Consider the following 13493-nt stretch of genomic DNA (forward strand, 5'->3'; position numbering starts at 1 on the left):
TCATCTCAAGACGTGGCGGATGCTCAGCGAAGAAGGCGGCCGATACCGCGCACCGATCAGCAAGTACCCGAGCGCAGTCAAAGCCATTGTCGGACTATTCTTCTTCGCGGCTTATGAATAAGGCCCCCGCAGGCCGACATCACGCTCTACATCAATTCGCCCGGCGGTTCCGTGTTCGCCGGAATGGCGATCTACGACACGATGCAGGCGATCGAGCCCGACGTCTCCACGGTCGCGTCCGGGATGGCGGCGTCGATGGGGCAGGTCCTGCTCACCGCGGGCGCACCGGGCAAGCGGCTCGCACTGCCGCACGCCGAGGTGATGATGCACCAGCCCTCGGGCGGGGCGGGCGGCACGGAGTCCGACATCGTCATCCGGGCGGAGGCGCTGCGTCGGCTCAAGGGGCGAATCGCCGAGGTGACCGCGCGGCACACCGGGCAGCCCGTGGATCGGGTGGTCGCCGACTTCGACCGGGACCGCTGGTTCACACCCGCCGAAGCCGCCGAGTACGGGCTGATCGACCGGGTCGTGTCGAGACGCTGACGCACGCCGCCGCGGCGCGGGGCGGGTCAGCCGTGGATGAGCGGGAAGCCTGCCAGGCCACGCCAGGCGAGGCTGGACATCAGCGCCACGGCCTCGTCCCGCGGGACGACCTGGTCGGCGTCGAGCCAATACTGCGCGGCCACCTGGCTCAGCCCCACCAGGCCGACGGCGAGCAGTCGCGCGCGGGCGGAGTCCAGTCCGGCGTCGGTGGTGACGGCGGCGGCCACGCTGTCGATGCAGCGGCGGGTGGCGCCGTCGACCACCGCGGCCGCCTCCGGCTCGCCCCGCAGGTCCGACTCGAAGACCAACCGGTAGGCCTTGCCCTCACCGGCGACGAAGTCGAAGTACGCGGCCACGGCGGCGTGGACCCGCTCCTCGTTGTCGGTGGTCCGGGCGATCGCCTGCTCGACGCGGTCGACCAGTTCGTCCGCGTAGGTGGTGAGCAGCGCCCGGTACAGCTCGAGCTTGCCGGGGAAGTGCTGGTACAGCACCGGCTTGCTCACGCCTGCCCGCTCCGCGATGTCGTCCATCGCGGCGGCGTGGTATCCGTGCGCCGCGAACACGTCCCGAGCCGCCAGGAGCAGCTGGGCGCGGCGTGCGCTGCGCGACAGCCGGGTGCCGCGGTGTACCGGTGCGGATGCCTCGGTCATGCGGTCGCCCCTCCCTTCGCCCACCCGATCGGGCGGGAAGCACACCTTACCCGTGGGTAGGACGACGTGCGGGCGTCCGGGACCCGGTCGTGGTCACCTCGTCGGCCGGAACAGCCACAGCCGCGTGCTGTCGAGCAGCGCGAACACCGGGACCAGCGCGACGGCGGCCGCGGCGAGCACCGGGTCGAGCAGGCCCGCCGCGGCCGGGGGCAGCGCGGCGACGGCGACGGCGAGACCGCAGCCGCGGACGTCCCGGGCCACCGCGGCCGTGCGGCGGACGAGCCGGATCGCGTCGAGCGCAGCCGGCAGGTCGTCGCGGGGCAGAGCGAGCAGGGGCGACCCGGTGGCAGGGTCGGTTCCGCGGCCGGCGACCAGGACGAGGTCGGCGTCGACGGGCGCGGCATCCTCACCGCCGACGAGCACCGCCACCGTCCGGCCCTCGGCCTGCAGCCGCCGGACCACGGACGTCCGCCCGCCGGGCGGCACGTCGGCGACAACCGCGTCCGCGTCGATGCCGGCCTGTTCCGCGACCGACCGCGCCGCGGCCGGGGAACCGGTGGTGACCAGCACGGACGCGAGGCCGAGCGACCGCAGCCTGCGCACCGCACGCGCGGCGGTGTGCGGCACGGCGTGACCGACCGCGAGCAGCCCGCGCGCCACCCCGTCCCACGCGACCGCCACGGGGGTGTGACCGGCTGCCGTCGCGGCGGCCTGCGCGGCGGAGAGGTCGGGGGGCAGCGCGACGTCGTGCTCGGCCAGGAACGCCGGATGCCCGACGAGTACGGCGTGCGCGACGACCGTGTCGCCGTGGACCTCGGCGACCACGCCGCGGACGCCGCGGCCGGGCACCTCGTCGAAGTCGGCCACGCCCGGCAGCCGCCCGTCGGCATCCGCGGCGCGCACGACCGCGCGTGCCAGCGGGTGCGCGGACTCCTGCTCGACGGCCGCGGCGAGGCGCAGCACCTCGCCGGCGTCCGCGTCCTCGGCGACGGCCGTCTCGACGAGAGTGCGCTCACCGCTGGTCAGGATCCCCGGGCCGAGCACGACCGTGTCCGCGCGCCGCGCCGCCGCCGGCGTCCGCCGGTCCCCGATGCCGATGCCGAGGCGGGCTGCGCGACCGGTGCCTGCCAGCAGCGGCACGGACGTGGCCGGTCCGACCGCGCACCCGACGACCAGCACCGCGATCGCGGCCGAGGTGGCAGACGAGCCGTCCGCGCCCGCGCCGAGCGCGAACCCCAGCGCTCCCACAGCGAGCACGACGACGACGTGCGGGACGACGGCGCGGGCCGCGGGCCCGTCGTCGGGACCCAGCCGGCTCCCGACCCGGGCCGCGCCGTGGCGGGCGGCCAGCACGAGCACCGTGACCCCGGCGGCCACGGCCAGCAGGCGGGCGGGGCCGAAACCGTCGCCGGACAGCAGCGCGGCCAGCGACCAGCCCAGCGCCGCGACGACGGCCGGCGAGGCCACCGAGTCCGCGGTGACCGCGCCGCGGCGCAGGGCCGCCCAGGCGCCGCGGTGGAACGGCAGGCCGCCCCACACGACGACGGGCGCGGTCAGCACGAGACAGACCCACGGCCAGTCGGGGAACCGGAGGGCGGGCACCGCCGCCATCGCGACGACCGGCGCGGCGAGCGCGCCGCAGACGGCCACGCGTTCCCGCAGCGGCTCGCTCGCCACGGACATCGCGGCGGCCGGCACCTCGGCCCGGGTCACGCGCCGTCCCGGGTGTCGACGGTGAACTCGGCCGTCCGCACGGTTCCGCCGTGCCGGAACTCGAGGAAGAGCCGGTAGTGCCCCGGCGAGGGCACCTCCACCGGGAACGCGATGCCCGGGCCCGCCTGCGCGGCGGGCGAGGGGGGCGCCGCGGCGGGATGCGCGTGCAGGTACGCGAGGTCGGTCCGGCGCAGCGCGACGAGGTGGCCGAACGCGCCCAGGTGCGGCTCCAGGTCGGTGACCGGCGCGTCGCCGCGGCTGATCGTCGCGAAGACCTGGGAGGCCGCGCCCGCCACGAGCTCGCCGTCGAGGCGGACCTGGTAGCCGTCCACCTGCGCCACGCGCGACGGGGCGAACTCGATCGGGGCGAAGTGGCCCGGTGCGAACACGTCGGTGCCGAGCACGAGCGGCGGTCCGCCGACGGGGACGAAGTCGGCGTAGACGCGGTAGACGCCCGCGGCGGGCAGCACGAGCGGAACGCGCCACCCGCCGTCGGCTCCGAGTGTGGGGTGCAGGCGCTGGTATCCCGCCGCGTCGCGGCGCACGACGACGAGGTGCATCGGGTGTCCGTGGACGACGGCGAAGGCGGTGACCGGGCGACCGCCGGGGCCGGTGACGGTGAACGCGAACTCGCCCGCCTTTCCCGGGGTGAACGTGGTGGCGTGCGGCACGAGCGCGTACCCGGCCGCGGTCGCGGCGAGACCACGCACCGCGAGCGCACCGGCATCCGGTGTCCTGCGGTCGTCCACCGTGGCGGGGAGGACCGGGGCGACGTCCGCGGCGGGCGGGGGCGGGTCGGGAACTCGCCCGGCCGCGCCGGCGGTCCACGTCACCGCGAAGACGAGCGCCAGGACCGCGAGAAGGCGCGCCGAGCGGGCAGCGCCGTCCATACCGCCCTCCTCGCGCGTCCATCTCTTCCGGTACAACGCGCGCGACACGTGATGGATCCGCCACGGTGCGCGACCGGCCCGCCGCATGCGCAGGGATCGCCCGACTCGTGCACCTTCAGGCCCCGACTCGCGGGCACGGGTCGCCCGACTCGCGGGCACCGCGGTCCCGGCTCGCCGAGGTGCCCGTCGGGGCGAGCCTCGCCACGGGAAGTGGCGACGAGCGGGCCCGGCGAGTCATCCTCGACGGATGTCCTCGGCCGTCCCGTCGTTCGCGCGCCCGTTCGTCGGCAGCCGGGCCGCGTCGGTGCCCGCTGAGCAGCCCGACGTCCCGCTCGCCGATCCGGCGACGCTGCCCGTCCGCGACCCGCACCGCACCCCGTGGCCGGGGCGCGAGGTCACCTCGGGCGGGGTGGCCCTGCACGTGCGGGAGACCCCAGGCCCGGACGACGTGCCCGCCGTCTACGTCCACGGGCTGTCCGGGTCGGCCACGAACTGGACCGACCTCGCCGCGCTGCTCTCGACGCGGGCCGCGGGCACGGCCGTCGACCTGCCCGGGTTCGGGCTGTCGCGGCCGCTCGCGTCGCGCGACTACTCGCCCGCGGGCCACGCCGACGCGCTCCTGTGCTTCCTGGCCGGGCGCGGCAGGCCGGTGCACCTGGTCGGCAACTCGTTCGGCGGGGCGGTGGCGATGTCGGTGGCCGCCCGGCGTCCGGAGCTCGTCCGCACCCTCACCCTCGTCTCGCCGGCGATGCCGGACCGGCGGCCCGATCCGCGGCGGGTGTCCGACCCGCGGCTGCTGCTGGCGCTGCTGCCCGTCGTCGGCAAGCGGTTCCGCGCCGAGCTGGCCGCCATGGACCCCCGCGCCCGCGTCGAGCAGGTGGTGCGGCTGTGCTTCGCCGATCCGAGCCTGGTGCCCGAGCACCGGCTGGCGGAGGCGGCGGCCGAGTTCGCCGAGCGGGGCAAGCTGGAGTGGGCCCGTGAGGCCGCCGAGCGCACCGGCCGGGCGATGGTGTCGAGCTGGTGGCGCCGCGAGTCGCTGTGGTCGGTGGCGGCCAGGGTGCAGGCGCCCACCCTCGTGGCCTGGGGGGAGCGGGACCGGCTCGTGGCACCCCGCCTGGCCCGCCGGACCGCGTCGGCGCTGCGTGCGCGACTGCTGATGCTGCCCGACGTGGGACACACCGCCCAGATGGAGGCCCCGGACCTCGTGGCACGCGCCGTCGCCGGCCTCTGGGACGACGTCGCCGTGGGGCGCTGGGCCACATAGGGGCCACCGCGGGAAGAACGGGCCGGTGGCCGACGTTGGCACCGGCAGAGCCAGCCAGTCGAACGATTCGAGGAGCTAGCAAATGGCGCTACCGCCGCTCGTGGAGCCGGCCGCCGAGCTGACGAAGGAAGAGGTGGAGCGCTACAGCCGCCACCTCATCATCCCGGACGTCGGCATGGCGGGTCAGAAGCGGCTCAAGAACGCGAAGGTGCTGGTCGTCGGCGCCGGTGGGCTCGGCAGCCCGGCGCTGCTGTACCTGGCGGCGGCGGGTGTGGGCACGCTCGGCATCGTCGAGTTCGACGTCGTTGACGAGTCGAACCTGCAGCGACAGGTGATCCACGGCCAGTCCGACGTCGGCAAGCCGAAGGCCGAGTCGGCGCGTGACTCGATCAAGGAGATCAACCCGTTCGTCGAGGTGCGGCTGCATCAGACGCGGCTGGACTCGAGCAACGTGCTCGACGTCTTCCGCGACTACGACCTGATCCTCGACGGCACCGACAACTTCGCCACGCGCTACCTGGTGAACGACGCCGCGGTGCTGCTCGGCAAGCCCTACGTCTGGGGCTCGATCTTCCGCTTCGAGGGCCAGGCGTCGGTGTTCTGGGAGGACGCGCCGAACGGCAAGGGCCTCAACTACCGCGACCTCTACCCCGAGCCGCCGCCCCCCGGGATGGTGCCGTCGTGCGCCGAGGGTGGCGTGCTGGGCGTCCTGTGCGCGTCGATCGGCTCGATCATGGTGAACGAGGCGATCAAGCTGATCACCGGCATCGGCGAGCCGCTGCTGGGTCGGCTGATGGTCTACGACGCCCTGGAGATGAGCTACCGGACCATCAAGATCCGCAAGGACCCGAACACGCCGAAGATCACCGAGCTCATCGACTACGAGGCGTTCTGCGGTGTGGTGTCCGACGACGCGCAGAATGCCGCGGCGGGCAGCACGATCACGGCGCTCGAGCTCAAGGAGATGATCGACGCGGGCAAGGACTTCGCGCTGATAGACGTCCGCGAGCAGAACGAGTACGAGATCGTCAACATTCCGGGTGCGGTGCTGATCCCCAAGGACCGGATCCTCTCGGGTGAGGCGCTGGCGGAGATTCCTCAGGACAAGCCGGTGGTGCTGCACTGCAAGTCCGGTGTCCGCTCCGCCGAGGCGCTCGCCGCGCTGCACAAGGCCGGTTTCTCCGACGCCGTGCACGTGGGCGGCGGCGTGCTCGCCTGGGTGAAGCAGGTCGACCCCTCGCAGCCCGTGTACTGACACCTCTTCGACCGCAGACGGCGCTCGCCGGGAGACGATTCCCGGCGGGCGCCGTCTGCGTATGTGACGACGACATGTGCACCAGCGACCGTCGCCACCGGAAACGTATACGCAGTGTCACGTCGGCCTGTGGATGGCGCTCCTATTGGAGCAGTGACAAGCATTCACCCGTCCGAGTAGCGTTCCCTCTCCGGAAGATCAAGACGGAGCTGCGGCGCCGTGGTGGTGGGATGCGTTCGCGGCGCAGCCACGGTGACCGGACGGAGCACCGCCGTACTCGGCGTGTCTTCGTCCCCCGGCGATGGGGGTCGCATTGGTGGACGAGAACGCGAGACGCTGCGCCCTGCCCGGGTGCGACGCGGTGATTGAGGACATCCCGGGGCGGCCGCCCCGGCGATACTGCACTGCGGCACATCGGGCGGCGGCCCGGCAGGCGCGCCGGGCGCTGGCACAGGCGGCGCAGGACGCGCGTCTCGCGGAGACCCTTCCGTGGCTGCAGGAGCCCGCGGAGGAGGCGTCTACCGGTTCCCGTCCTGCGACGTCCGAGCCCGCACCCCGTCCCGAACCGGCCCGTGCGGCGTTGCGGCGGGAGCGCGCGTCGGCCCGGGCCCGGCCGGACCGGCCGCGCAGCCCGCGGCTGAACGAACCGCTGCCGCGTAGGCGGCGGGCTGTCGCCGTGCTCGGTGCGGTGGGGATCCTGGCCGGCAGCTACGCGGTGACCGCATCGGAACCGGTGTCGCCGCCCGCCGCGGCGCCCGCGCAGGCCGCGCCGCGCCCGGGTGCCGAGGAGCAGTGGGTGGCCCGCGCCCAGGTCACGCTGACCTCGCTCAACCGCCAGCTGGACACCATCGCGCAGGCCGAGGAGGCGTGGAACCGGCTGCCGGAGGAGCGCCGCGCCACGCCGCCCCCGCCGGTGGAGGCCATGGTGGAGCGCAAGGAGCTGCTCGAGCGACGGAAGGCGACGATCCAGTCCCAGATCGACACCTACCGGTCGCTGGACCGCACGAAGAACGAGCTGAAGGCCACCGAACAGCACCTCGAGGCCGTCGAGGAGGCACTCGAGGACGTGCCGCCGGAGCCGGACCGGTCCCCGGAGCAGGCGTCCGTGATCGCCGCCCTCGACGAGCAGCGCGACCTGCGCCTGCGCCAGCGCGAGGCGAAGCGCGCGGAGGTGGAGAGCCTCGAGAAGGGCGTGGAGAGCGCGATGCGCGCCCCGCTTCCCGACGACGGCGAGGAGACCGCCGAGGTCAGCAACCGGGTGCTGGAGGTCGTCCGCGGCGACGGCGGCCCGAATAAGGAGCAGGAGCGCAGCGCCATCCCGCCGCGCCCGGACGCGCTCGCGCGTGAGGAGCAGCAGGACGAGGAGCGCCAGGACACCGACACGGGCGCGCCGCCGGATCCCCGCGGCCCCGGGGACGAGTCGGCGGAGCGCCCCGACGTCCCCGACGTCCGAGCCGACGGCGACCGGGACGAGCAGCCGCCGACGGCGCTCGCGGCGGGCCCCTCGAGGCGGACACCCGCGGCCGGGCGGGGCCGCCCGGACGTGGCCGAACCGGCCGCGCCCGCGGAGCGCCGGCCCGGGCAGCGCGCGGATGAACGGCAGCGCCCGGAGGCGGGGGGTCCGGTCGGGGACATCGCCGATGCCGTCGGCGGGGTGCTGGGCGGCGACGCCGGGCGGGACCGCGATGCGGACGGGCCCGGCGAGCCGGTCGGGCCACCGGATGCGGAGGAGGGCCGCGGCCCGGTCGGGGAGGTGGTCGGCGCGGTCGGTGGGGCGCTGACCGGGGACCGCGACCGGGACACCGACGGTGATCCGCGCGAGCAGCAGCGGCAGGTGGCGGAGAAGGCGTCGGACGAGGCATCCGACAAGGCGGCGGAGAAGGCCGCGCGGGCGGGCGAGGGTGAGAAGGAGTCGGAGCGGCGTCGGGGCCCGGTCGGCGGGGTGGTCGAGGTCGTGGGCGGGGTGCTGTCGGGCGGCGGGGAGGCGGAGGACTCGGACCGGAAGGGCTCGGACTCGGAGCGTCCGGACCGCGAGGAGCAGGACCGCGAGGAGTCCGACCGGACGGGTGACCGGGCCGCGAAGGCGGCCGAGGCAGCGGAGAAGGAGTCGGAGCGGCGTCGGGGCCCGGTCGGCGACGTGGTCGAGGTCGTGGGCGGGGTGCTCTCGGGCGGTGGCGAGGCGGAGGACTCGGACCGGAAAAGCTCGGGTTTGGAGCGTCTGGACCGCGAGGAGCAGGACCGGGAGGACTCCGACCGGAAGGACGACCGGGACGCGAAGGCGGCTGGGGCAGCCGAGAAGGTGGCGGAGAAGAAGACGGAGAAGGCCGGACGCGCGGGCGAGGGGGAGGAGGAGTCCGAGCGGCGCGGGAATCCGGTCGGCGGTGTCGTCGAGGTCGTGGGCGGAGTGCTGTCGGGCGGTGGCGGGGCGGAGGACTCGGACCGGAAGCGCTCCGACTCGAAGGAGTCGGAGCGCAAGGAGTCGGACCGCAAGGCCGCCGAGGACCGCAAGGAAGCGGACCGGAAAAAGCCGGACCCCAAGGAAACTGACCGCAAGGAAGGCGACCGCAAGGAAGCCCGCGGCAAGGCCGACGAGGACCGCAAGGAAGTGGACCGGAGGTCCGGAGACCGGGCCGAGGACCGCTCCGGGTCACGGGGCGACGACGGCGGCGACGCGTCCGAGCGCGGCGAGGAGCGCGCGGACGAGAAGCAGGGCGACCGGAAGGGCGGCGACCGCTCCCGCACGGAGGAGGCCGCGGCCGAGTTCGTGCTGGCCGCTGTGAAATCGGTGCCCGGGGGGAAGCTCGCGGCTCCGGAGGTCGAGGCGGCGCTGCGCGAGGCGGGGCATCTGTCCGGCTCGGGGACGTCGGGCGACAGCGAAGAGCAGCCGGACCGGTCCTCGGGCGCGAAGAAGGCGGACGCGAAGAAGAAGGCGGATGCGGACGGGTCGGACGAGAAGTCCGAGAAGCGGCGGCCGAGCGGATCGGGCTCGGACCACGCCGACGAGAAGAAGAAGGACGCGAAGTCGGGCTCGAACTCCGGGAAGAAGGACGGGGAGAAATCCGGCTCCGACCGGTCCGACCACGAGACGAAGAGCTCAGAGCGGTCGGGTTCCGGTGGGTCGTCGGAGGCGAAGAAGTCGGAGTCGGGCAAGTCGGAGTCGTCCAAGTCGGGCTCGGACCGGTCCGAGGAGGGGAAGAAGGGGTCCGAGCGGTCGGGTTCGGACGGGTCGTCGGGCGCGAAGAAGGCGGACTCGGCCACGTCGGACTCATCCACGTCCGACCGGCCCGAGTCGAAGAAGCAGCGCGAGTCGAGGAAGAAGGCGGAATCGGGCAAGTCGGAATCCGGCAAGTCGGACTCGTCCAAGTCGGGCTCGGAGCGGTCCGACGACGAGAAGAAGGACTCCGGGCGGTCGGGTGCGGACAAGTCCTCGGAGGCGAAGAGGACCGACGCCGGCAAGTCGGGCTCGGACAAGTCGGGCTCGGACAAGTCGGGCTCGGACAAGTCGGGCTCGGACAAGTCGGGCTCGGACAAGTCGGGCTCGGACAAGTCGGGCTCGGACAAGTCGGGCTCGGACAAGTCGGGCTCGAGCCGATCCGAGGACGACAAGAAGGACTCGCAGCGGTCGGCGGACCGGTCGTCGGGGTCGAAGAAGCCGGACGCGGCCCCGTCGGACGCGAAGAAGGCGGACTCGGGCAAGCGCGACTCGAACGGGTCGAGCGCGGGCAAGGACGGATCGGACGGCGGCTCGAAGGACATCACCGTCCGGCGGGACGGCGACAGCACCACCATCACCCGCAAGGACGACTCCGGCACGCGCAGCCTGACCACCTCGAAGGACGGGTTCACCGCATCGCGCGAATCCTCGGACGGCTCGTCGAGGAAATCGGTGACCGTCAGCTCCGGATCGTCGGATTCCGACGACTGACTCGACCCGGTCGGGGCTGCCCGGTGCTCCGCGTGGCAGCCCCGTTCCGTCGGCGCGCGCCGGTAGCGTGCCGATCGTGACCGCAGCGCCCGTCCTCCCGCCTGCCGGCCCGGCCGGGGCGATCCTGCCGCCGCACGTCCGGATGGCCTTCGGTGTTGCCGATGTCGAACCGAGGCCGGTGGAGTGGGCCGGTCGACGCGCCTGGCACTGCGCCGACGTGTTGATCCGGCCGGTGCCGGACAACGCCGTCGCCGCGTGGTCGGCGAGCGTGCTCGACACGCTCGAGGTCGACGGGCTGCGGCTCGCGCGCCCGGTCCGGTCGTCGGACGGACGGTGGGTGGTGGCCGGTTGGGCGGCGTGCCGTTTCGTGCCCGGCGTGCTGGAGCCGCGCTACGACGGCGTGATCGGCGCGGCCACCCGGCTGCACGCGGCCACCGCCACGCTGCCGCGGCCGCGGCTGCTGGACGACCGCGACGATCTGCTCACGCGGTCGGCCGCCGGCGCATTCGGGGAGCGCAGGCTCGCGCTCGACCCGCACAAGGGCGGTGAGCTGTACGCGCAGCTCGCGCAGTACCGCAGGCCGGTCCGGGCGATGTCGCAGGTGGTGCACCCGGAGCTGTTCGGGGCCGTGCTGTTCGACGAGGTCGGCGTGCCCGCGCTGATCGACCTGGTGCCGTGCTGGCGGCCGAAGGAGTGGGCGGCGGCGGTCGTGGTGGTCGACGCGCTCGCCTGGGGTGGGGCGGAGGAGAGCCTGCTGCAGCGGTGGGCGCACCTCGAGGAGTGGCCGCAGATGATGTTGCGTGCCGTGCTGCACCGGCTCGCCCTGCACGCGCAGCACCCGGAGGGCTCGCCGCAGACCCTCGCGGGGCTGGAGCGCGCTGCGCGGCTCGTCACCGCGGTGCTCTGACCCCGCCGCTCACCCCACGAACCACCGCACCGCCTCCTCGGCGATCTCGGTCGGCACGATGTGCGGCCCGTCGAACTCGTGGACGTCGACCGGGACGTCCGCGGCTCGCAGCCGTGGCACGATCCGCCGGGTCGTGCGGTCGATCGGCAGCACGGTGTCGGAGCGGCCGTGCGAGATGTACACCTGTGGCGCGCCGACGCGGTCCACGGGCGCGACGAACCCCGGCGAGAACGCGATGACGTGGGTGAACAGGTCCCCGTTGGCGAGTCCGACGGACAGCGCGTACGAGGCGCCGTCGGAGAAGCCGCTGGCACAGACCCGGGTGGGGTCGACCGGGTAGCCGGTGAACACCTGCTCGAGGGCGTCGTCGATCCGTCGGACGTCCGGTCCCCAGCCGCCGCGGATGACGTCCCAGGTGCTGTCGTGTGAGCTGGGGGACAGCAGCAGGAGCCGGTGGGCGTCGGCCAGTGGGAGGAGCGGGCCCAGTCCGGCGCGGGCATCGCCGCCTGCGCCGTGGAGGGTGAGCACGAGGCGGGCGGGTGCCGCGTCCAGCCCGGGTGGGACGTGCAGCAGCACTTCCGGCCCCGGTCCCAGGTCCAGGGCGTGGGTGCCCGGTGGCGCGGCGGGTGCGGGTGCGGTGGCGGGCGGGCGCGCGTCGATCCGGGCGGGTCCGTCGGCGGATCGGGGGAACGCGCTCACCTGGTCCGGGCCTCCTCGGTCGGTACAAGCGGTCGTGGTCAGGGCGGCGAGCAGGACGCTCCGCCTGCGCACCGGATGCACGCCCGACCACCCGCCTGCGGTCCGACCTGGCCCGCTCCCGCCGCGGATACCCCGTCACCTCGGTGCCTCACACCGCCCCCCGCATCCGGTGAGTGCGGGTTTTCGTCCCCGTCACACGGAGCCGACCGTGCGGTAACGGGCCCTTCCTAGCGTCACGCCCGACGACAGCGACCACCCCTCGGAGGCCCGGCGTGACGACGACCGCACCTGACGCACCCCCCGCACGATCCCGGCTCGCGGGCCGCTGGATCGAGGACTGGAACCCCGAGGACAAGGGCTTCTGGGAGCGCGCCGGTGCGACGATCGCCAACCGGAACCTGTGGTTCTCGATCTTCGTCGAGCACGTCGGGTTCTCGGTCTGGACGCTGTGGTCGGTCTTCGTGCTGTTCATGGGCCCGGAGTACGGCGTCGACGCGGCGGGCAAGTTCTTCCTCGGCGCGACCGCGACGCTCGTCGGCGCGGTCCTGCGGGTGCCTTACACGTTCGCGGTGGCCCGGTTCGGCGGCCGCAACTGGACGGTGGTCAGCGGGCTGCTGCTGCTGATCCCGACCGTGGCGGCGGCGATCGTGCTGCAGCCCGGCACCCCGTACTGGGTGTTCGTGCTGATGGCCGCGCTCGCCGGGTTCGGCGGCGGCAACTTCGCGTCGTCAATGACGAACATCAACACGTTCTTCCCGGACCACCGCAAGGGCGCAGCGCTCGGGCTCAACGCGGGCGGCGGGAACCTCGGCGTCGCGGTCATCCAGCTCATCGCGCTCTTCGTCATCGCGACGATCGGGGCGGGGGAGCCGCGCCTGCTGCTCGCGATCTACATCCCGCTCATCGTGATCTGCTCGGTCTGCGCGGCGCTGTACATGGACAACATCGCGAGCGTTCGCAACGACACCGGCGCGTTCCGGCTGGCGGTCGCCGACAAGCACACGGCGATCATGTCGGTGCTCTACATCGGGACGTTCGGTTCGTTCATCGGCTACAGCTTCGCGTTCGGGCTGGTGCTGCAGACGCAGTTCGGACGCACACCGCTGCAGGCCGCCGCCGTGACGTTCATCGGCCCGCTGCTCGGCTCGTTCATCCGCCCGGTCGGGGGGTGGCTGGCCGACCGCGTCGGGGGCGCCCGCGTCACCACCGTGAACTTCCTGGCGATGGCGGCGAGCACGTTGGTCTGCATCCTCGCGTCGGGGGCGGGTTCGCTGGCGCTGTTCACCGTCGGCTTCATCGCCCTGTTCGTCTTCTCCGGGCTGGGCAACGGCTCGACGTACAAGATGATCCCCGCGATCTTCCGCGCCCACGCGCTGGAGAAGGTCGCCGCCGGTGCCGCCGAGGAGCAGGCGCTACTGGAGGCTCGCCGGATCTCGGGCGCCGCGATCGGCCTGATCTCCGCGGTCGGGGCGCTCGGCGGGCTGCTGATCAACCTCGCGTTCCGGCAGTCGTTCGCGACCACGCAGTCGGGGGCACCGGCGTTCTGGGCGTTCCTGGCGTTCTACCTGGTCTGCACGGTCGTGACGGTGCTCTGCTACGGGCGCGCAGAGGCGGCGCGGCCGGCGGCCGTCCCGGCGCGGGTGTAGG

The 13493-nt window shown here is 73.9% G+C and carries 9 protein-coding genes and 1 pseudogene; 5 read left to right on the forward strand and 5 right to left on the reverse strand.

Going from position 1 to position 13493, the window contains the following annotated elements; all coding sequences use genetic code 11:
- Positions 1 to 126: 126 nt before the first annotated feature.
- Positions 127 to 543 (forward strand): annotated as a pseudogene (locus tag KME75_RS02830) (ClpP family protease); the annotation flags it as partial.
- Positions 544 to 569: 26 nt separating this feature from the next.
- Here the strand turns inward: KME75_RS02830 and KME75_RS02835 are convergent.
- The 3 genes from KME75_RS02835 to KME75_RS02845 all read right to left on the reverse strand — a co-directional run bounded on the left by KME75_RS02835 (position 570) and on the right by KME75_RS02845 (position 3796).
- Positions 570 to 1193, reverse strand: coding sequence for a TetR/AcrR family transcriptional regulator (locus tag KME75_RS02835; protein ID WP_219412928.1), 624 nt, complete (start codon positions 1191 to 1193; stop codon positions 570 to 572).
- 93 nt (positions 1194 to 1286) lie between these two features.
- Positions 1287 to 2906 carry an HAD family hydrolase gene (locus KME75_RS02840; protein WP_219412929.1) on the reverse strand — a complete coding sequence of 540 codons (1620 nt, stop codon included), beginning with the start codon at positions 2904 to 2906 and terminating at the stop codon, positions 1287 to 1289.
- Complete coding sequence (locus KME75_RS02845) at positions 2903 to 3796, reverse strand: DUF8832 domain-containing protein (RefSeq protein ID WP_219412930.1); 894 nt, start codon at positions 3794 to 3796, stop codon at positions 2903 to 2905. Before KME75_RS02845 ends, KME75_RS02840 begins: the two co-directional genes overlap by 4 nt.
- A 247-nt stretch (positions 3797 to 4043) precedes the next feature.
- Between KME75_RS02845 and KME75_RS02850 the strand changes: the two genes are divergently transcribed.
- Complete coding sequence (locus tag KME75_RS02850; protein ID WP_219412931.1) at positions 4044 to 5060, forward strand: alpha/beta fold hydrolase; 1017 nt, start codon at positions 4044 to 4046, stop codon at positions 5058 to 5060.
- Between the two features lie 82 nt (positions 5061 to 5142).
- Positions 5143 to 6315, forward strand: coding sequence for an adenylyltransferase/sulfurtransferase MoeZ (gene moeZ / locus KME75_RS02855; protein WP_219412932.1), 1173 nt, complete (start codon positions 5143 to 5145; stop codon positions 6313 to 6315).
- Between the two features lie 3265 nt (positions 6316 to 9580).
- On the opposite strand, the gene KME75_RS46570 is transcribed toward moeZ, so the two are convergent.
- The gene (locus tag KME75_RS46570; RefSeq protein ID WP_219412988.1) at positions 9581 to 10384 is read right to left on the reverse strand and encodes a pentapeptide repeat-containing protein; all 804 of its coding nucleotides are present in this window, start codon (positions 10382 to 10384) and stop codon (positions 9581 to 9583) included.
- On the opposite strand from KME75_RS46570, the gene KME75_RS02865 reads away from it, so the two are divergent.
- Positions 10317 to 11147, forward strand: coding sequence for a TIGR02569 family protein (locus KME75_RS02865; protein WP_219412933.1), 831 nt, complete (start codon positions 10317 to 10319; stop codon positions 11145 to 11147). The genes KME75_RS46570 and KME75_RS02865 overlap by 68 nt on opposite strands.
- 9 nt (positions 11148 to 11156) lie before the next feature.
- Here the strand turns inward: KME75_RS02865 and KME75_RS02870 are convergent, their stop codons facing one another.
- Entirely contained in the window at positions 11157 to 11846 is a 690-nt protein-coding gene (locus tag KME75_RS02870; RefSeq protein ID WP_219412934.1) for an alpha/beta hydrolase, read from the reverse strand.
- 272 nt (positions 11847 to 12118) lie between these two features.
- Here KME75_RS02870 and KME75_RS02875 point away from each other — a divergent pair, with 272 nt between their 5' ends.
- Entirely contained in the window at positions 12119 to 13492 is a 1374-nt protein-coding gene (locus tag KME75_RS02875) for an MFS transporter (protein WP_219412935.1), read from the forward strand.
- Position 13493 lies beyond the last annotated feature (1 nt).

Origin of the sequence: Pseudonocardia nigra, assembly GCF_019396355.1 — a bacterium.
GTDB lineage: Bacteria > Actinomycetota > Actinomycetes > Mycobacteriales > Pseudonocardiaceae > Pseudonocardia > Pseudonocardia nigra.